This is a genomic window from Lutimonas vermicola (assembly GCF_038433205.1).
GTDB lineage: Bacteria > Bacteroidota > Bacteroidia > Flavobacteriales > Flavobacteriaceae > Lutimonas > Lutimonas vermicola.
On record NZ_JBCDNA010000001.1, the window covers coordinates 1,646,719 to 1,665,641 of the forward strand.

Annotated in this window: 17 protein-coding genes; 3 read left to right on the forward strand and 14 right to left on the reverse strand. The window is 38.5% G+C overall.

Annotated features, from left to right (window positions below):
- Positions 1–9 precede the first annotated feature (9 nt).
- The 11 genes from nuoL to AABB81_RS07365 all read right to left on the reverse strand — a co-directional run bounded on the left by nuoL (position 10) and on the right by AABB81_RS07365 (position 9,889).
- The gene (gene nuoL / locus AABB81_RS07315) at positions 10–1,926 is read right to left on the reverse strand and encodes an NADH-quinone oxidoreductase subunit L (RefSeq protein ID WP_342159586.1); all 1,917 of its coding nucleotides are present in this window, start codon (positions 1,924–1,926) and stop codon (positions 10–12) included.
- 31 nt (positions 1,927–1,957) lie between these two features.
- A complete protein-coding gene (nuoK, locus tag AABB81_RS07320; protein WP_342159588.1) occupies positions 1,958–2,275 on the reverse strand; it encodes an NADH-quinone oxidoreductase subunit NuoK in 318 nt (105 codons plus the stop codon).
- 3 nt (positions 2,276–2,278) lie between these two features.
- Positions 2,279–2,785, reverse strand: a complete 507-nt coding sequence (locus AABB81_RS07325; protein ID WP_342159589.1) for an NADH-quinone oxidoreductase subunit J family protein — start codon at positions 2,783–2,785, stop codon at positions 2,279–2,281.
- Positions 2,786–2,789: 4 nt separating this feature from the next.
- Positions 2,790–3,266: a 4Fe-4S binding protein gene (locus AABB81_RS07330; RefSeq protein ID WP_342159590.1), complete on the reverse strand. Its 477-nt coding sequence runs from the start codon at positions 3,264–3,266 to the stop codon at positions 2,790–2,792.
- A gap of 18 nt (positions 3,267–3,284) precedes the next feature.
- Entirely contained in the window at positions 3,285–4,352 is a 1,068-nt protein-coding gene (nuoH, locus tag AABB81_RS07335; RefSeq protein WP_342159591.1) for an NADH-quinone oxidoreductase subunit NuoH, read from the reverse strand.
- Positions 4,353–4,368: 16 nt separating this feature from the next.
- Positions 4,369–5,490: an NADH-quinone oxidoreductase subunit D gene (locus AABB81_RS07340; RefSeq protein WP_342159592.1), complete on the reverse strand. Its 1,122-nt coding sequence runs from the start codon at positions 5,488–5,490 to the stop codon at positions 4,369–4,371.
- Positions 5,491–5,498: 8 nt separating this feature from the next.
- Complete coding sequence (locus AABB81_RS07345; protein ID WP_342159593.1) at positions 5,499–5,960, reverse strand: NADH-quinone oxidoreductase subunit C; 462 nt, start codon at positions 5,958–5,960, stop codon at positions 5,499–5,501.
- A gap of 20 nt (positions 5,961–5,980) precedes the next feature.
- Positions 5,981–6,580 (reverse strand): NADH-quinone oxidoreductase subunit B, encoded by a 600-nt coding sequence (locus tag AABB81_RS07350; protein ID WP_342159594.1) that lies wholly within the window; start codon positions 6,578–6,580, stop codon positions 5,981–5,983.
- Positions 6,571–6,921: an NADH-quinone oxidoreductase subunit A gene (locus tag AABB81_RS07355; protein ID WP_342159595.1), complete on the reverse strand. Its 351-nt coding sequence runs from the start codon at positions 6,919–6,921 to the stop codon at positions 6,571–6,573. Before AABB81_RS07355 ends, AABB81_RS07350 begins: the two co-directional genes overlap by 10 nt.
- 87 nt (positions 6,922–7,008) lie before the next feature.
- Positions 7,009–8,022: a 2-oxoacid:ferredoxin oxidoreductase subunit beta gene (locus tag AABB81_RS07360; protein WP_342159596.1), complete on the reverse strand. Its 1,014-nt coding sequence runs from the start codon at positions 8,020–8,022 to the stop codon at positions 7,009–7,011.
- 1 nt (position 8,023) lies between these two features.
- Positions 8,024–9,889: a 2-oxoacid:acceptor oxidoreductase subunit alpha gene (locus AABB81_RS07365; RefSeq protein ID WP_342159597.1), complete on the reverse strand. Its 1,866-nt coding sequence runs from the start codon at positions 9,887–9,889 to the stop codon at positions 8,024–8,026.
- A gap of 253 nt (positions 9,890–10,142) precedes the next feature.
- Here AABB81_RS07365 and AABB81_RS07370 point away from each other — a divergent pair, with 253 nt between their 5' ends.
- The 3 genes from AABB81_RS07370 to AABB81_RS07380 all read left to right on the forward strand — a co-directional run bounded on the left by AABB81_RS07370 (position 10,143) and on the right by AABB81_RS07380 (position 14,658).
- Positions 10,143–10,493, forward strand: a complete 351-nt coding sequence (locus AABB81_RS07370) for a 4Fe-4S binding protein (protein WP_342159598.1) — start codon at positions 10,143–10,145, stop codon at positions 10,491–10,493.
- 199 nt (positions 10,494–10,692) lie between these two features.
- Positions 10,693–14,223, forward strand: a complete 3,531-nt coding sequence (nifJ, locus tag AABB81_RS07375; RefSeq protein ID WP_342159599.1) for a pyruvate:ferredoxin (flavodoxin) oxidoreductase — start codon at positions 10,693–10,695, stop codon at positions 14,221–14,223.
- 21 nt (positions 14,224–14,244) lie between these two features.
- Positions 14,245–14,658 carry a hypothetical protein gene (locus tag AABB81_RS07380; RefSeq protein ID WP_342159600.1) on the forward strand — a complete coding sequence of 138 codons (414 nt, stop codon included), beginning with the start codon at positions 14,245–14,247 and terminating at the stop codon, positions 14,656–14,658.
- Between the two features lie 194 nt (positions 14,659–14,852).
- Here AABB81_RS07380 and lepA read toward each other — a convergent pair whose 3' ends face one another.
- The 3 genes from lepA to AABB81_RS07395 all read right to left on the reverse strand — a co-directional run bounded on the left by lepA (position 14,853) and on the right by AABB81_RS07395 (position 18,822).
- On the reverse strand, positions 14,853–16,649 hold the full coding sequence (gene lepA, locus AABB81_RS07385; protein ID WP_342159601.1) for a translation elongation factor 4: 1,797 nt from the start codon (positions 16,647–16,649) through the stop codon (positions 14,853–14,855).
- Positions 16,650–16,721: 72 nt separating this feature from the next.
- Positions 16,722–17,702: a Gfo/Idh/MocA family protein gene (locus AABB81_RS07390; protein ID WP_342159602.1), complete on the reverse strand. Its 981-nt coding sequence runs from the start codon at positions 17,700–17,702 to the stop codon at positions 16,722–16,724.
- Positions 17,703–17,715: 13 nt separating this feature from the next.
- Positions 17,716–18,822: a TolB family protein gene (locus AABB81_RS07395; protein ID WP_342159603.1), complete on the reverse strand. Its 1,107-nt coding sequence runs from the start codon at positions 18,820–18,822 to the stop codon at positions 17,716–17,718.
- Positions 18,823–18,923 lie beyond the last annotated feature (101 nt).

Consider the following 18,923-nt stretch of genomic DNA (forward strand, 5'->3'; position numbering starts at 1 on the left):
AGTTCTAAATTAACTTATCCATATATAAAAAATTACAATAGCGATAACCACACCACCACCAATAAAAGACATCGCATAATCCTGAAATTTACCCGACTGCATTCCTTTAATTTTATTCGAGAATGATGCGGTAACATTCCCAATACCAATCATTGAGGCATCAACTATATTTTTATCAATCCATGCAGACGGAGCTGCTATCATTCCAAAAATTATTTTCTTGGTTACGAATAAATAGATCTCATCAAAATAAAATTTATGATAGGCCCATGTATAAAGTACACCAAAGGCAGTTGAAATTCTTTCGGGTAAATTGTTTTCTTTTTTATAAAACACAAAAGCCAGGGCAAACCCAAGAAATCCGACAGCAGTGGCTATAGCGGCCAATGAAAAATTCAAATGTGCTTCAAATGGCTTATGATCAGCTGTTACATATTCACTAAAATGTATATACCCGCCAACTATACTCATAAATGCTAAAAACAGCATTGGTATTTTCATAGACATGGGAGATTCATGGGGGGTATGATCGTATTGTTTCTCCTTTCCCCAAAAAATCCCAAAATACAGTCTGAACATATAAAAAGCAGTTAGACCGGCAACAACAACACTACTGATATAAATGATCGTATTTTGCTCATAAGCCGCGGCTAAGATTTCGTCTTTACTGAAGAAACCAGCCAATCCGGGAAAACCTGAAATAGATAAAGCGGCAATCAAAAAAGTGATATGCGTAAAAGGCATATATTTTCTTAAGCCTCCCATATCTTGTAAATAATTGCTGTGAATAGCATGAATTACCGAACCTGCACCTAAGAAAAGTAAAGCTTTAAACATGGCATGAGTAAATAAATGGAACATGGAAGCCATGTATCCAAGCCCGTCATGACCCTCATATCCTGAAACACCCAAAGCCAACATCATATAGCCAATTTGCGACATGGTTGAAAAGGCTAAAACCCTTTTTATATCGTTTTGCGTCAAGGCAATAATTGCAGCCACCAACGAAGAAATTGCCCCTACATAAGCAACAACCTCCAAGGCAAATCCGTTTTCAACAAAATAGAAAGCGGGAAATAATCTCGCCACTAAATACACACCGGCTACTACCATGGTCGCCGCGTGTATAAGAGCCGAAACAGGGGTTGGGCCTTCCATTGCATCAGGTAACCAAATGTGAAACGGGAGCATGGCTGATTTACCGGCACCTCCCATAAAAATCAGGATAAGACCCCAGGTCATAACCGATAGCCCCATAAATGAGCTGCTGGCCCAATTGGTAATAAGATATCCTTCAGGATTATTCAATTCGCCAAAATCAAAAGTACCCGAGTAATAACTTACCAGTAAAATTCCCAGTAAAAAGCCCAGATCTGCAAATCTGGTAACTATAAAAGCTTTTTTTGCTGCTGCAACTGCTGAAGGTTTTGTGTAATAATATCCAATTAATAAAAAGGAAGAGGCGCCAACTAATTCCCAAAAAATATACATTTGAAATATATTGGTGGCTAAAACCAATCCGAACATTGAAAAACTAAACAATGCCAGGTAAGCGAAAAAACGAGTAAAACCATCGTCTCCCTTCATATAGCCTCTGCTGTAAAGATGCACCATAAAAGATATGGTTGATACAACGATCAGCATCATCACCGAAGTTGGATCTATTAAAACACCCATGTCTATGTGCAATTTATCCGAAAAAATTAACCAGGTATACTTATGCACAAAGGTTTGGTAAACACCGTCTACCTTAGCATACATAAAATAATTATAAGCTGTATAAAGTGACAATCCAAACGAAGTTGCCAGTCCCAAGGAACCCATCCATCCCGAAACTGAAGCCGGAATTTTCCTGCTGAATAAACCCAGGATCACAAAAAGTGCCAGTGGTATGAGCGGAATGAACATGCTATAAGTAAAATCCATTGTATTCTGTTTAAATTCTTTTTCCTCTATTTTAATACTTCATCTCCTGAGTATCCTTCACTTCAACCGAAACTGCAAGTTTGTACAGATTGATAATAATTGCAATTGCCAACGCTGTTTCGGCAGCTGCCATGGCAACAATAAAAATTGAAAAAATCACACCTTGCAAAAAATCCGGGTAGAGATATGTATTAATGATCACAAAATTAACAGCAGCTGCATTTAAAATCAATTCAATCGACATCAATACTGTTATCAAATTCTCTCTTGTAAAAAAACCGTAAACTCCGATAAAAAATAAAACACTCGAAAGCGTTAAAATTTCATATATGCTAATACCTTCGATCATTTTTTATTCATTTAATTTTTTTCCTTTAGCGATGACAATTGCTCCAACCATCACTGCTAACAATAGAACACTCATTACTTCAAAAGGCAAAATAAATCCACCTTCGCCGTAGCCCAATAATTTTCTTCCAATATCGGCTACTTCAATAGTCTTGTCTGTGCCAGCTGTTTGGAACGGAAATGTATAGATCGCCCAAAGCGTAATTCCAAGACCTACCGCACTTATAATTCCTGCCATTATTTTTTTTCGCAAAGCAGTAACTTCCAGTTCAAGTTCTACATGGTGAACCAACAAGACAGAAAAAATAATCAACACAATTACGCCACCTCCGTAAACGGCTAATTGAATAGCAGCCAAAAGACTGTAATCGATCATAAAGTATATGCCCGATATCGCTACCAATACAAATAACAGGTAAATTACTGCTCTTAAAATTTTACGGCTTGAAACAGATGCTATTGCAAAAATTAATATCAAGGCAGATAAAATGTAAAATAAAATTGTTTCCATAATATTAATCTTCGATTCCTGCTTTTACCTTTGAGCCGGGTTGATTCAGAACTTTAGTTAGCATGCTTCTGTCATAAACAGAATTTTCGTAATTCGGAGCCCAAACAATAGCATCGGTCGGACAAGCTTCGATACATAAACCACACATGGTACACATAGATAAATGGTAGATGTGCTTATCGATCATTTTTTTCTTTTTCCCCGTTGCCGGATCAATCTGTCTGTCCCAGATGATCTCAATGGAGCCGTTTGGGCATGCTATTTCACAAGATTGACATCCGGTGCAATAGTGTTCATTTGTATCGTCATGCGGCATTACAACTTCACCTCTAAACCGGTCGAACATTTTTAATGTATCCCTGTTATCGGGGTATTGTTGTGTTATACTACCTTTTCGTGCATGAATAAAATAACCACCGGTAACACTCATTCCGGTTAGCAAGGTTTTTATTCCGTTATATATATCTGAAAAGTAACTCATTATCGTTCTTTATCATTATTAAATTATCCAATTCAACCAAATTACAATAGCCATTATGACTATATTCACCAAATTTATTGGCAATAAATACTTCCATTCTAGAGTCAATAATTGGTCTACCCTTAATCTTGGGAAGGTCCACCTAAACCACATCATCACAAAAATAATTATCAATACTTTTATCAAAAACCAAACAGATTCCGGGAACCATGCAATATGATCTGTGATTCCGAAAGGAGATAACCATCCACCAAAAAATAATACTACAGCTATTGAAGCAATAATAAACATATTGATAAATTCTGCTAAAAAGAAATAGGCGAATTTCATACCCGAATATTCTGTATGAAACCCTGCTCCTAACTCGGATTCTGCTTCTACCAAATCAAAAGGCGCCCTGTTGGTCTCGGCTGTTCCGGCGATCATAAAAATCATAAAAGCAACAATCGCAGGAATATGCCCTTGCACGATTAACCAGCCACCCGTTCTTTGTACCTCAATAATTTCAGACAATTGTAGTGATCCTGTCAACAAAACCATAGTTAATATTGACATCCCCACAGATAATTCATAACTAATGGTTTGTAAACCGCTTCGCATAGCACCTATCAAAGCAAATTTGTTGTTACTTGCCCATCCTCCTAATAAAATTCCTATCACACCAATTGAAGAGACTGCAATTAAAAAGAACACCCCAATATTGATATCAAAAGCTTGAAATTGTTTTGAAAAAGGAAAAACTCCAATGGCAATTAGAGAAGAAACAATCACAAAATAAGGTGCCAAATTGAATAAGAATTTGTCAACCCTATCAGTACTTGTTAATTCTTTAGAAACCAGTTTTAAGGCATCTGCCATGGTTTGAAATATTCCACCCGGACCCACTCTGTTTGGTCCTAGCCTCAACTGAAACCATGCAGCTACTTTGCGTTCTAACAATACCAAATACAATCCTGCTACCGCAAATAAGGTTAGATAAGCTACTGCAACTAAAACCCAAATTGTAATTGTCGCCGCACTTTCGGGCATGATGGAATAAATCCAATTACTTATTGTTTTTGTTATGCTTAATGGTAAATTCATCATTAAAAAATTAGTCAAATTAGCGATCTATATCAGGTATTACAAAATCAAATGAAGCCATGGTAGCTACTAAATCGGCTATTTTACCTCCTTTTGAAATATGGTTCAAAGCCGATAAATTCGAAAACCCTGGTGAACGGAATTTAACCCTGTACGGATTTTTAGTTCCGGTACTGTTAATGTAAACCCCTAATTCTCCCCTTGCTGTTTCAACGCGCTGGTAAAATTCACCTTTTGGTAATTTAATTACTGCTTTTGTTGCCACTTTGGTTTCTCCTTCAGGGATATTATCAATCAATTGTTCAATAATTGACATGGATTCCCACATTTCCATAATTCTTACTTTATATCTCGCGTAAGTATCTCCTGATGTAAATAGAGCTTCTTTAAAGTCAACACGGTCAAAGGCGCTGTACGGATGGTGTTTTCTCACATCACTTGAAAAACCTGACCCTCTTGCAACAGGACCCGATACGCCAAATGAAATAGCGTCTTCTTTTGTAAGAATACCCACCCCTTTTGTTCTTTTTTCAAAAATTATATTACCCGTGAGCAACTTGTCGTACTCAGGCAATTTGTTCCTGAAATGTGTGATAAACTGCTTGGTGCGCTTTACGAAATTTGGATGGATATCGAACATCAGGCCGCCGGGAACATTATAATTCATGGTTAATCTGGCTCCACAGGTTTCTTCAAAAATATCATTGATCATCTCGCGGTCCCTAAAAGCATAGAAATAGGTAGTTAATGCCCCCAGGTCCATTCCCATTACACCCCACCATAAACAATGAGATGCAATACGGGTAAGTTCAGAAATTATAGTTCTTATAACCTGAACCCTATCCGGGATTTCAAGCTCTAAGGCTTTTTCCACAGTTAAGCAGACCGCTTCATTGTTAATATGAGAAGACAGATAATCCATTCTGTCTGTTAAATGAACTATTTGCTGGTAACTATCCCTTTCGCACATTTTTTCTATTGAGCGATGTATATAACCGAGATCGGGCTCAACATTTTTGATTATTTCCCCATCAATGGTTAATAACAAACGCAAAACACCGTGAGCTGCAGGGTGTTGAGGCCCCATATTGACGAAGTATTCTTCTGTCTTTATTTTGTTTTTTAATTCTTGATTGGTCATGAAAATCCTTATTTAACAATCATATTAGCTTCGTCTACATAATCTTTTCTCAATGGATAACCCACCCAATCCGGTGTTAAGAAAAGGCGTTTTAAATTTGGATGATTATTGAATTTTATTCCGAAAAAATCAAATATTTCCATTTCGTGAAACTCGGCTGTTCTCCATATATCACAAACAGAATCCAGCGTTGGATTCTCCCTGTCTTCAGTCTTAACTTTTACCACTATAGCGTGTTTAAATTCTGTGGATTCCAGATGATAAATAACACCCAATTCTTCACCCCAGTCCATTCCCGTAATACAAAATGCATAATCAAATTTTAGGTCGGGATCTGTTTTTAACTTACTGCAAACTGCATGAAGTTGCTCTTTAGAAACCGTTATCATTAAATATTCTGATCCTTCTTCAGAGAATTCCAGGTTTTCCCCTAAGCCATTGATAATATTTTGTAGTTCTTCGTTTTTCATGGTATCTGTATGCTTAAATACTAAATATTCCCTTCATCAAAACCGTCAATTGGATTGATCTTTTGCTTCATGTTCTCGGTCTTGATTTTTTTCTGTAACATAATCATCCCTTCCAATAATGCTTCGGGCCTGGGGGGACATCCGGGTACATAAACATCAACCGGAATTACATGATCGGCACCTTTAATTACAGAATAGGTATTGTAATAGAACGGGCCACCTGAAATTGCACATGCTCCCATGGCTATGACGTATTTAGGTTCGGCCATTTGATCATACAATCTTCTTAATACCGGTCCCATTTTATTCACAATAGTACCTGCAATTATGATTAGATCAGCTTGTCTTGCAGAAGGTCTGGCTACTTCAAAGCCAAACCGCGAAAAGTCGTGTTTAGGAGCTCCTGTCTGCATCATTTCTATGGCACAACAACTGGTACCAAAATACAGTGGCCACAACGAGTTGGACCGACCCCAGTTAATAACAGAATCAAGGGTCGTAACCACAATGTTTCCTCCATTCCCCGCGGGGATAACTTTGCCCGGAAAACTATCGGGAACAACCTCTTTTAAACCTTCAGCTTCTAACTGACTTAAATATCTTTTCTTTTCTACTCCCATCGTAAAGCTCTTTTTTTGTATGCGTACAACAGGCCTAATCCTAAAATAAATAAAAACACAATTATTTCAACCAGGGCCACTGTTCCTACTTCTTTAAAAACCACTGCCCATGGAATTAAAAAAGCTACTTCAACATCGAATATTAAAAATAATATGGCAAAAAGATAATATCCTACTTTAAACTGAATCCAGGTTGGACCTATCGTTTCAATTCCACATTCATAAGGTTCCTTTTTTGCCGGATTTTCCGATTTATGAGAAATCAGGTTTGATAAGAAATTCGCAAGCACTACCAAAAATACGCCCGCAATAAAAAATACTAGAATCGCTTCATAACCCATAACTGATATTCTTAATTAGTTCACAAATGTATCTTGTGATTTAAAAAAAAAGGATGACCATTGTCACCCTTTAAAAAATAATTTATTCTATTTAACCTCATAGGTTTCCCCGGAGAAAAACAAGTCATCAACTTTTGAAAATTGCGACTTGGATTTTACCTCAGCATTTAGCATGGCTTCCCGTTCTTCAAAAGTAGCATCTACAAAACTCCTGATGATTCCGGTAGCCAAAGGATATTGCAATTTAACAAGCATCTGATGCAAGGTGTTGTCTTCACATTTGGCATCGTGCACCAAAATATCCTCCTGAGTAACGCCATTCTCGCCTATGGTTACTACTTCCAGTTTCAGTCCGTTTAACACAAGCCCTTTATCTTTTTCTTTACCAAATATCATGGGCTTGCCGTGTTCCAGAAATATCTGTTTGTCTTCTTTTACATTTTTATCCGTAAACTGGGTAAAACAACCATCGTTAAAAATAACACAGTTTTGAAGGATTTCAATCAATGAGGTCCCTTTAAATTTCTCTGCTTCCACAAAAAGACTGGTCATTTCCTTAGGGCTATTTCCTCCTAATCTTGCAAAAAACCGCGCCTGTGCTCCAAGTGCGAGTTCGCCAGGATGAAAAGGCGGCTGGGTATTTCCATAAGGAGATGATTTGGTTTTTTGGCCTATCAAAGAAGTCGGTGAAAACTGCCCTTTGGTCAATCCGTAAATCTCATTGTTGAACAATATGATATTCAGGTTTAAATTTCTCCTGAGCACATGTATAAAATGATTTCCTCCAATCGCAAGGCTGTCACCATCTCCCGTGATCATCCATACACTGAGATCAGGGTTGGCCAATTTCACCCCACTCGATATGGCAGCTGCCCTCCCATGGATACTATGCATCCCGTAAGAATCAATATAATAGGGAAATCTTGACGAACAACCAATTCCCGAAATAAAGACCACGTCTTCTTTGTTTACACCCATCTCAGGAAGCGCTTTTTGCATGGACCTTAAGATCACATAGTCATCGCATCCCGGGCACCATCTAACCTCCTGGTCACTGGCAAAATCCTTGAATGTATATTTTTTTTCTATAGTATCTTGCATCTTAGTTTTCTTTAATTAAGTTCTTGAATTTCTCTACCAAATCAGTTACCGAAAATGGTAAGCCCATCACTTTATTATACTGTACGTATTCAAATTCAGGGTGTCTGCCTTTTAAAACTGTAGTCAACTGCCCCTTATTTAATTCACAAACGACTATTTTCTTAAATTTTGACAAGACCTCAGCCGTATTTTTAGGGAAAGGATTGAGATAATAGAAATGTGCATGGCCAATTTTATAACCTTCGTTGTCAAGGCTTCGAACAGCTGAGTGCAAACTTCCGTAAGTACCACCCCATCCAATGACTAAAAGATCACCTTCTTCATTATATTCCGACTTAAGTTCAGGAATATAATTTTCAACCCTCTTGACCTTTTCAGCCCTAATATTTGTCATATACTCATGATTATCAGGAACATAAGATACATTTCCGGTAATCTTATCTTTCTCCAGTCCACCAACCCTGTGTTCCAGGCCGGGTGTACCCGGTATGGCCCAGTTTCTGGATAAGGTTTCATTATCCCTGTCATACGGGTGCCAGGTTTCAGATTTTATAGTGACAACATTTGTCTTGATATCAGGCATTTCATTAATCGACTTGATCCTCCAAGGTTCTGAGCCATTGGCGATATATCCGTCTGTGAGAAGGATTACAGGCGTCATGTGTTCTAGGGTCAGTTTAGCTGCTATATAGGCGTAATCAAAACAGTCGGAAGGGGTACTTGCCGCAATAACAATTACCGGTGATTCACCATTTCTGCCATACATGGCCTGCAAAAGATCTGATTGCTCCGTTTTAGTAGGCAAACCTGTCGATGGCCCTCCTCTTTGGACATTCACAATGACTAATGGTAATTCTGTCATTAATGCCAGTCCAATTGCCTCCCCTTTAAGGGCAAGACCTGGTCCTGAGGTTGTGGTAATGGCAAGATCGCCTGCAAACGAAGCGCCAATTGAAGAAGTAACACCAGCGATTTCATCTTCTGCCTGAAAAGCTTTTACGCCAAAATTCTTGTGCTTTACAAGTTCATGCAAAATATCGGTTGCCGGCGTAATCGGATAAGAACCCAGAAATAATTCAAGCCCTGATTTCTCTGCTGCTGCAAGGAATCCCCAGGCTGTTGCCGTGTTTCCGTTAATAATACGGTAGGTTCCTTTGGGCATTTCAGAAGGAGCTATTTTAAATGCATTAGGAATCAATTCAAGTGTTTCGGCATAATAAAAACCTGCTTTAAGAACTTTTGCATTGGCTTCAGCGATCTCAGGTTTGTATTTAAACTTCTGCTCAAAGAAATTAAGGGTGTGAGTCATTTCCCGGTTATACATCCAGTATACCATACCCAGTGCGAACATATTCTTGCTTCTGGTAATGCTTTTATTATCGAGGCCAAGGTCCTTTAAAGCCTCCTTGGTCATTGTAGTCATAGCAACTTCTATCACCCTGTAGTTTTCAAGGCTTCCATCTTCTAAGGGGTTACTTTCGTACTCAGCCTTTTGCAGATTTTTTTTTGTAAAAGCATCAATATCCACTATGATAGTATGTCCTGCTTTAACCGCATGTAAGTTTGTCTTTAGCCCCGCAGGGTTCATAGCTACTAACAGATCCAGATCATCTCCCGGCGTACTGATCTCAATACTGCCAATGTGGACCTGAAATCCAGAGACACCGTAGAGGCTTCCCTGGGGCGCCCTTATCTCTGCAGGATAATTTGGGAACGTAGCCACGTCATTTCCAAACATGGCTGAGGTGTCAGTAAACTGAGTTCCTGTCAACTGCATCCCATCTCCTGAATCCCCGACAAATCTAATTACAACCGCACTAAGAGATTCAACCACCTGCTGCACGGGTTCCATTTTATTATCAGCCATTTTCTTTAATTTTTTATAAATTTACTAAAATTTAGATTATCCTATTTTAAATAGTGGTTAAAAGTAAGAAGCTCATAACAATCAGAATATGACTTTTATCAATCTGTGATTTTTATTGCATTTAAAGTCCTCAGCTTATCTTATTTAGAATTATTCTAAATTCTTATTTGGAATTATTCTAAATTTCATTTTTACTGAATTTTATAAAATTTTAATTCTTTAACTTTGCCGGGTAAATTTAAATAATTAGAAAATGGCTATTAAAATAACTGACGAATGCATCAACTGCGACGCGTGTGTGGCAGAATGTCCTAATAACGCAATATATGAACCAGACAGCGAATGGTCTTATTCAGATGAGACTTCCCTTAGTGGTGAAGTAACCACTCCTGACGGAAGAACTGTTGACGCTGATGCTGAAAATGAACCGATAAGTGATGAGTTTTACTTTATTGTAACCGATAAATGTACAGAGTGTAAAGGATTCCATGATGAACCCCAATGTGCCTCTGTTTGTCCGGTTGACTGCTGTGTTCCTGATGAGGATCACGTGGAGACAGAAGAAGAACTTTTGTCTAAAAAAGTGTGGATGCACGGAGAATAAACTATTTTAGTTCAAAAAATTAAAAAAGAGCATTTGGTAACAAATGCTCTTTTTTTTTGTACTCAACTGACCTCCATTGGCCTATGACTTATATCATAATTTAAGTGTTCCATATGCCATAATTTTACCCTGATTTAATCATATAACTTTAAAATGATTGACGATAAAAAACTTATCTCCTATTTAAACTTTCTTTAAAATGAAAAAACAATTCGAAAAAATAATATGTGATGCTAATGAGGCGGTTGCCAGAGTAGCACATAAGACCAATGAAGTATGTGCGATTTATCCTATTACTCCTGCATCACCCATGGGTGAACATGTAGATCTTTACAGTTCAAAAGAACAGACAAACATTTGGGATAACATTCCGCGTATCGTTGAAATGCAGAGTGAAGGTGGAGCAGCCGGTGCCGTTCACGGATCCCTGCAGGCAGGAGCCCTTACAACTACCTTTACGGCGTCTCAGGGCTTATTACTTATGATACCTAATATGTATAAAATGGCAGGTGAGTTATTGCCTACGGTCATTCATGTAGCCGCCAGAACTGTTGCAACGCATGCCCTTTCTATTTTTGGGGACCACAGCGACGTGATGGCAGCAAGGCAAACAGGCTTTGCTATGTTATTTGGAGGATCTGTTCAGGAAGCACAGGATTTTGCGCTTATCTCTCAGGTTGCCACCTTAAAATCGAGAGTACCTTTTATGAATATTTTTGATGGGTTCAGAACCTCTCATGAAATTTCCAAAATAGATGCTATTCCTGATGAGATTATCAAGCAAATGATGCCCGAAGACCGCATTATGGCGCATAAAAAACACTCGCTGGATCCTGATAATCCCGTGATCAGAGGTACTTCCCAAAATCCTGATGTTTTCTTCCAGGCCAGAGAAGCTGCCAATACCTATTATGATAATGTTCCGGGTATTGTCCAGGAAGTGATGGACGAATTCTACGAACTTACCGGAAGACGGTATGACCTGTTTAATTACGCAGGACATCCTCAGGCAGAAAGAGTAACCATTATTATGGGATCTGGTGAAGGACCGGTATACGAAGCTTTGGAAAAAATGATCGCAGATGGTGAAAAAGTTGGTGCCCTGTTTGTACGCCTGTTCAAACCATTCTCTGTGAAGGATTTTATAGACAAAATTCCAAAAACAGTTAAAAAAATAGCGGTTCTTGACCGCACAAAAGAGCCTGGAAGTATAGGTGAACCTTTGTATATGGATGTGTTGAGTGCTTTTATAGAAGGAAGTGACACCATGCCAACTATTGTAGGGGGCCGATATGGCTTATCATCTAAGGAATTCACGCCAAAAATGGTAAAAGGAATTTACGATGAACTTTTAAAAGACAAACCTAAAAATCATTTTACTGTTGGTATATTAGATGATATCACGCATACAAGCCTGATGCCCGATCCAACATTTGAAGTAAGAAGAACTACTTTCAACTGTATGTTCTACGGTTTAGGATCTGACGGTACTGTGGGTGGTAATAAAAACTCCATTAAGATCATTGGAGAAACCACCGATAATTTTGTACAGGGTTATTTTGTGTACGATTCAAAAAAAGCAGGAGCACAGACCATTTCTCATTTGCGATTCGGGCCTGAACCTATTCACTCTTCCTATTTAATTGAAAAGGCCGATTTTATTGCCAGCCATCAGTTTAATTTCATTGAGAAATACGACATGATCGATGAGTTGAAAAAAGGCGGAACATTTTTGTTAAACTCGCCTTATTCAAAAGATGAAATTTGGGATAAGCTTCCTGAAAAAATGCAACAACACCTGATTGAAAACGAAGTTAATTTCTATATCGTAGATGCTTCCAAAGTAGCTCAGGATGCTAAATTGGGGAAAAGAACCAATACGGTTCTTCAAACGTGTTTCTTTGCCATTTCAGGTATACTTCCAAAGGATGAAGCCATTCAAAAGATCAAGGATGCCATTGTAAAATCTTACTCACATAAAGGTGAAAAGGTCGTACAAATGAACTTTAATGCTGTTGACAAATCATTGGAAAACCTTGAAAAGGTTGATTACCCTAAAAATGTAACCAGTAAAAAACAATTTGTTTCTGCGATGACAAATGCCCCAGACGGTTTTGTTACAGAAGTACTTCAAACCATTCTTGCAGGCCGGGGAGATGAATTACCGGTGAGTGCTTTCCCGGTAGATGGAAGTTTCCCAACAGGAACAACTCAATACGAAAAGAGTGGAATTGCACAATTTATTCCTATTTGGGATGATGAAAACATATGTACACAGTGTAACAAATGTGTTGCTATTTGCCCACATGCCGCCATTCGTGCAAAAGTTGTTGCAAAAGACGAATTATTCGAAGCGCCGTTAACGATGAAACACGTTCCGGCCAAAGGACGTCCTTTTACAAAAGAAGACAGCTATGTGCTGCAGGTATCACCCGAAGATTGCACGGGATGTGATCTTTGTGTGGAAGTTTGTCCTGCCGAAAGCAAAGAAATACCAGGTTTCAAATCGATAAACATGCGTAAAAAACTCGATCATGATGCCGTTGAGAATCTAAACTGGGATTTCTTTATCAATCTACCTGACTATGACCGTACTCAATTAAGTACGTCAAATGTTAAAGGTGCTCAGTTCCTTCAGCCTCTGTTTGAATTCTCAGGAGCATGTTCAGGATGTGGAGAAACCCCTTATATCAAGTTGATCACACAATTATACGGTGACAGTATCTTGATTGCGAACGCCACAGGTTGTAGTTCAATTTATGGAGGGAATTTACCAACAACACCTTACAGAACAAATGAATTTGGCAGGGGCCCTGCATGGGCAAACTCTCTTTTCGAAGACAACGCCGAATTTGGTTTAGGTATGCAGCTGGCACTTTCCAAAAAGCAAGAAATTGCAGTAAGCCTGTTAAAATCAATGGAATTATTGGTAGGAAGTGAATTGGTTTCGGATATTTTAGATAATCCGGAAGCCGATGAAAGCCAAAAAGCCAAAAAATTTGCAGACATTGACAGATTAAAAGAGACCCTTAACATTCTTGACAACAATGAAGATGCTAAAAAGCTCAACCAATTGACCGAATACCTGCGCAAAAAAGCAGTTTGGATATTTGGTGGAGACGGATGGGCCTATGATATTGGATATGGCGGTGTGGACCATGTACTGGCATCAGGAGAAAATATCAATATACTGGTAATGGATACCGAAGTTTACTCGAATACGGGTGGCCAGACCTCCAAAGCAACTCCATTAGGGGCAAGTGCGAAATTCTCTATAGCAGGTAAAAAAACACCTAAAAAGAGCCTTTCCATGCAAGCTATTTCTTACGGAAGTGTTTACGTTGCTCAGATCGCTATGGGAGCCAAAGATGTTCAAACCTTAAAAGCCATTAAAGAGGCTGCTGAATTCAATGGGCCTTCGCTGATCGTAGCTTATTCTCATTGTGGGGAGCATGGATATGATTTGAAAGATGGCGCAACTCAACAAGGAAAAGCCGTTGAGACAGGATATTGGCCATTATTCAGATTTGACCCTTCTAAACCAAAAGGGAAGAAATTCAGACTTGACTCTAAAACCCCTTCGGCTCCATTAGAAGATTTTATGTACAATGAAGCCCGTTTCACAAGGGTTGTAAAAGATAATGCTTCTTTGGCAAGCGAGTTACTTCAACAGGCTCAGGAAGAGGTTGATTCTAAATGGGAACGCCTGGAATTGTTCAAAAGTTTATAATTTTGTTAAACCACACCCCGCATGATTATTATACATGCGGGGTTATTTTTTTTTCAAGTTATGGATCAAAAAGCCAAAGATCATTTTGAAAAAGCGAACAAACAACTTCAAAAAGCAAATGAAGAATTGTTCAAACCCATGGAAGACGTCGTCTCTTTTCTTGTCTGTAAAAATTCTTTATTCGCCATAGAAAATTATTTAAAAGGCTACTTGACCAAAAGAGGCTTCCATACCAAAGAGAATGAATCTTTAGATATTCTTTTAGAAAGGTGCCGATTACTTGATAAAAAATTCCATCAGATTAACCTCAGTGTCATAGATTGCAGCTCTAGTCCCGATCACAATCGCTATTGTGAAGATATCGACAAAGTAAATTCCTGCTTCCAGACCGCAGATCACCTGGAAAATTTTCTTATCAAAAAAAGTATTATTTAAGAACATCTTCCCTTACCCATCAATTGGCCCAGGAACAGGCACAATGGAGCCATTCTATAGAAAATTCATAAAAACGCGTTGATCATCTTACAGGGCAAAACCAGCCCGTAAGAATTAAAAAGGATTTATCGAAAAATGATAAAAAAGGTCAAAAGAAAGGCAAAGGCCCTGACCTTTTCTCAGAAAAATAAGACTTATTCGTTGAGTTTTAAAACTGCCATAAAAGCTTGTTGAGGGATTTCCACATTACCCACCAGGCGCATGCGCTTTTTACCCTTTTTCTGTTTCTCCAGCAATTTTCGTTTACGAGAGATATCACCACCATAACACTTGGCTGTAACATCTTTCCTCAAGGCTTTAATAGTTTCCCTGGCGATGATCTTTGCCCCGATTGCTGCCTGAATAGGTATATCAAACTGTTGTCGCGGGATTAATTTTCGCAGCTTTTCACACATTTTCTTACCTATGCCATACGCCGTACTATCATGCAATAAAGCCGACAATGCGTCAACGGGTTGTCCATTGAGTAGTATATCCACCCTAACCAATTTCGACGCTCTGAATCCTATCGGATGATAGTCAAAAGAGGCATAGCCCTTGGACACGGTTTTTAATCGATCGTAAAAATCAAATACGATTTCTGAAAGTGGCATATCAAAACTCAATTCAACCCTTTCTGTGGTTAGATAAGTCTGATTTGTGATTTCTCCTCTTTTCTCAATACAAAGGCTCATTACCGGGCCTACGAAATCAGATTTGGTAATAATGCTCGCTTTGATAAATGGCTCCTCCACCCTATTCAGGGTCGAAGGTTCGGGTAAATCAGTTGGGTTGTTCACCAGGATCATATTATCCGGGTACTTATTTGTGTAAGCGTGATAGGAAACGTTGGGAACCGTGGTGATTACGGTCATATCAAACTCCCTTTCCAGCCTTTCCTGAATAATTTCCAAATGCAGCATTCCAAGAAACCCGCATCTGAATCCAAATCCAAGTGCTGCTGAACTTTCAGGTACAAAAACCAGGGAGGCATCATTGAGCTGCAACTTCTCCATTGAAGCTCTTAATTCTTCATATTCATCTGTATCAACAGGGTAAATACCGGCAAAAACCATGGGTTTTACATCTTCAAAGCCTTCAATTATTTCCTGGGTAGGGTTCAAAGCATCAGTAATGGTATCACCCACTTTTACCTCACTAGCGGTTTTTATTCCCGTAATCAAATAACCTACATCTCCTGCTTTTATACTTTTTTTTGGTACTTGAGTCAATTTCAAAGTTCCTACTTCATCAGCAAAATACTCCTTATCAGTAGCAACAAATTTGATCTTTTGCCCTTTTTTTATCTCTCCGTTGATCACTCGAAAATACGTTTCAACTCCTCTGTACGAATTGTACACAGAATCAAAGATCAAAGCTTGAAGCGGTCCATCAGGATTTCCTTTGGGCGCCGGCACTCTTTCAATAATCGCCTTTAATATATTTTCAACACCAAAACCTGTTTTTCCACTTGCGTGAATCACTTCTTCAGGATCACAGCCCAAAAGACCAACGATATCATCAGTTACTTCATCAGGATTGGCACTCGGCAGGTCGATCTTATTTAAAACAGGTATAATCTCAAGATCATTATCAAGGGCCAGATACAAATTAGAAATGGTCTGTGCCTGAATACTCTGCGCGGCGTCGACGATAAGCAAAGCACCTTCGCATGATGCAATGGACCTTGACACTTCATATGAAAAATCTACGTGACCCGGAGTATCAATCAGATTCAAAACATATTGCTCTCCCTCAAATTCATAATCCATTTGAATCGCATGGCTTTTGATTGTTATTCCGCGCTCTCTTTCCAAATCCATGTTGTCGAGCAACTGATCCTGTTTTTCACGGTCAGTTATGGTATTCGTAAATTCCAATAGCCTGTCGGCCAAGGTACTTTTACCATGATCGATATGGGCAATAATACAAAAGTTTCTAATATTCTTCATCCGTGCTTACCTGTCTTCAATATTTGCGCAAATATAACTAATTAGTTGATTGGCAAAACCTAATTTTCAGGTTTAATCATGCTTCGGAAATACAATACCAGCATCCTTTCTGACGGCATCCATGATTTCCATCAACTCTCTGCTTAGAGACAAGGGCAAAACCGGACTTTCAATCAATCCTTTGTCAAGGCATTCCATTACATGAACTGCTTCCAATTCATAACCCATCCCTTTTGGCTGCTCAAAATAAATTTCTTCCCGTACGCCGTTTTTTTCAATAAGAATAGGAAATTCAGGTTCTCTCACAAATTTAATAAAACCATGCTCAAAACACAGTTCCGTTTCATTATTACAGGAGCTTTCAAAACTTGAAGTAAGCACTGCCATTGCACCATTTTTGTATCCAAAAAGCATACTTATGCTATCTTCTACCCCTGTTGAACGAATATTGGCCATAGTTTTTATGGAGTCAGGTTTTCCCAATAACATCAAAGACCTGAATATGGGGTAAATACCTATATCCAGTAAAGAACCGGCCCCTAAATCAATATTATACAACCTTTTGTCTGGATCAAAATCAGCTTTGAACATAAAATCGGATTTTACAAATCTGAGCTGGCCCAGGTCTTTATCTTTGGAAAGTTCCAGGACCTTATTAAATTTCGATGAAAAAATGGTCCAAAACGCTTCCATAAGAAAGGTGTTATGTTCTTTAGAAGTCTTAATCATTTGATCTACTTCACTTGTATTCATAGCAAAGGCCTTTTCACATAAAACTGCCTTTTTATGTTTAAGACACAAGGTGCTATGAGCTAAATGCATCGCATGGGGCGTTGCTATATAAACAATATCCACTTCAGGGTCCTGTACCATCTCGTCATAGGACCCATAAGCTTTCTCAAAGCCTAAATCATTTGCAAATTCCCGTGCGTTGTATAAACTTCTCGAAGCAGCAGCATATAACTTTGCATTTTCGAGCAATCCAAGGTCTTCTGCAAATTTCCTTGCGATTTTTCCGCAGCCTAAGATGGCCCAATTATATGTTTTTTTCATGTCTTTATATTTTTTAATCCACCCAATCAGCTACAAAAAGGTTTGTGTCATGTGTTCCGTAATTATTTCTGTTTGAAGAGAATACAATTTTTTTCCCATCCGGAGAAAACATAGGGAAAGCATCAAAAACTTTGTCATATGTTATTTGTTCCAAACCCGTTCCGTCTGTATTAATCATAAACAAATTAAAGCTTCTTTTGGATATATGATTGCTCGAAAAAATAATCTTTTCCCCCGAAGGATGGAAAAATGGCGCCCAGTTTGCACTGCCCAAATCGGTTATCTTGGTCAGTTCAGTTCCGTCTATGTTGCAAATATACAGTTCCATATGTGTTGGTTGTACCAGACCAAGGGCTAATAAATCTTTATATTCTTTAATTTCATCTTCGGTTTTTGGGCGTGAAGAACGAAAAATCAGCTTGCTTCCATCAGGTGAAAAGAAGGCCCCTCCATCGTAGCCTAATTCATTGGTAACCTGCCTAACATCACTTCCGTCTAAATTCATGGTAAACAATTCCAGGTCACCTGTTCTTGTTGAGGTGAAAACAATTTTATCTCCCTTGGGTGAAACTGTAGGTTCAGCATCATAGCCCTCCTCAAAGGTTAACTGTTTTAACTGATTTCCCTCGGTGTCGGCTAAAAAAATATCATATCCTTCATATACGGGCCAAATATATTTATTGCCGTAATCTTCCTTTTTGGGCACCGGGGGGCAGTCTTCACTCGCCAAATGTGTAGAAGAATACACTATAGTTTTATTATTTGGCAAAAAATAACTGCAGGTTGTCCTTCCTTTACCTGTACTTATCATTTGAGGAATTTCAAGACTATCCAAGGGCCTGGAAGCATCCATGATAAAGATTTGGTCACAATTCAACCCCCAGGCTTTGTTATTCGCCTGAAAAACTAATTTTGAACTGTCAAAACTCCAGTAGGCTTCAGCATTGTCTCCCCCAAAAGTGAGTTGCCGAATATTTTTAAAATGCTTCTCCTTTGGGTAATGCAACGTGTTGACCATTTTAGTCGCGCCAGATTTTCCGTCATAACTATGTTTGTTATGAGACGTTTTACAAGATAACGCGATCACTAATACAATAAGTAAAAAATATTTAACATTCATGGATAAGGAAATTTCTAAATTCAAAAATACATTATTTAAAAAAACAAGGTTAAAAACATTCACATAATTTCCATGTGCAGGAATAGCCTGCCCATTCAGGG

What these genes read in the sequence shown, in the direction of transcription:
- AABB81_RS07340 (WP_342159592.1), bottom strand. Translation starts at nt 5,490, where the DNA reads ATGACCAATCAAGAATTAAAAAACAAAATAAAGACAGAAGAATACTTC.
- AABB81_RS07390 (WP_342159602.1), bottom strand. Translation starts at nt 17,702, where the DNA reads ATGAAAAAAACATATAATTGGGCCATCTTAGGCTGCGGAAAAATCGCA.
- AABB81_RS07350 (WP_342159594.1), bottom strand. Translation starts at nt 6,580, where the DNA reads ATGGGAGTAGAAAAGAAAAGATATTTAAGTCAGTTAGAAGCTGAAGGT.
- nuoL (WP_342159586.1), bottom strand. Translation starts at nt 1,926, where the DNA reads ATGGATTTTACTTATAGCATGTTCATTCCGCTCATACCACTGGCACTT.
- AABB81_RS07325 (WP_342159589.1), bottom strand. Translation starts at nt 2,785, where the DNA reads ATGGAAACAATTTTATTTTACATTTTATCTGCCTTGATATTAATTTTT.
- AABB81_RS07330 (WP_342159590.1), bottom strand. Translation starts at nt 3,266, where the DNA reads ATGAGTTACTTTTCAGATATATATAACGGAATAAAAACCTTGCTAACC.
- AABB81_RS07345 (WP_342159593.1), bottom strand. Translation starts at nt 5,960, where the DNA reads ATGAAAAACGAAGAACTACAAAATATTATCAATGGCTTAGGGGAAAAC.
- nuoH (WP_342159591.1), bottom strand. Translation starts at nt 4,352, where the DNA reads ATGATGAATTTACCATTAAGCATAACAAAAACAATAAGTAATTGGATT.
- AABB81_RS07365 (WP_342159597.1), bottom strand. Translation starts at nt 9,889, where the DNA reads ATGGCTGATAATAAAATGGAACCCGTGCAGCAGGTGGTTGAATCTCTT.
- AABB81_RS07370 (WP_342159598.1), top strand. Translation starts at nt 10,143, where the DNA reads ATGGCTATTAAAATAACTGACGAATGCATCAACTGCGACGCGTGTGTG.
- AABB81_RS07395 (WP_342159603.1), bottom strand. Translation starts at nt 18,822, where the DNA reads ATGAATGTTAAATATTTTTTACTTATTGTATTAGTGATCGCGTTATCT.
- AABB81_RS07360 (WP_342159596.1), bottom strand. Translation starts at nt 8,022, where the DNA reads ATGCAAGATACTATAGAAAAAAAATATACATTCAAGGATTTTGCCAGT.
- nifJ (WP_342159599.1), top strand. Translation starts at nt 10,693, where the DNA reads ATGAAAAAACAATTCGAAAAAATAATATGTGATGCTAATGAGGCGGTT.
- lepA (WP_342159601.1), bottom strand. Translation starts at nt 16,649, where the DNA reads ATGAAGAATATTAGAAACTTTTGTATTATTGCCCATATCGATCATGGT.
- AABB81_RS07355 (WP_342159595.1), bottom strand. Translation starts at nt 6,921, where the DNA reads ATGGGTTATGAAGCGATTCTAGTATTTTTTATTGCGGGCGTATTTTTG.
- nuoK (WP_342159588.1), bottom strand. Translation starts at nt 2,275, where the DNA reads ATGATCGAAGGTATTAGCATATATGAAATTTTAACGCTTTCGAGTGTT.
- AABB81_RS07380 (WP_342159600.1), top strand. Translation starts at nt 14,245, where the DNA reads ATGATTATTATACATGCGGGGTTATTTTTTTTTCAAGTTATGGATCAA.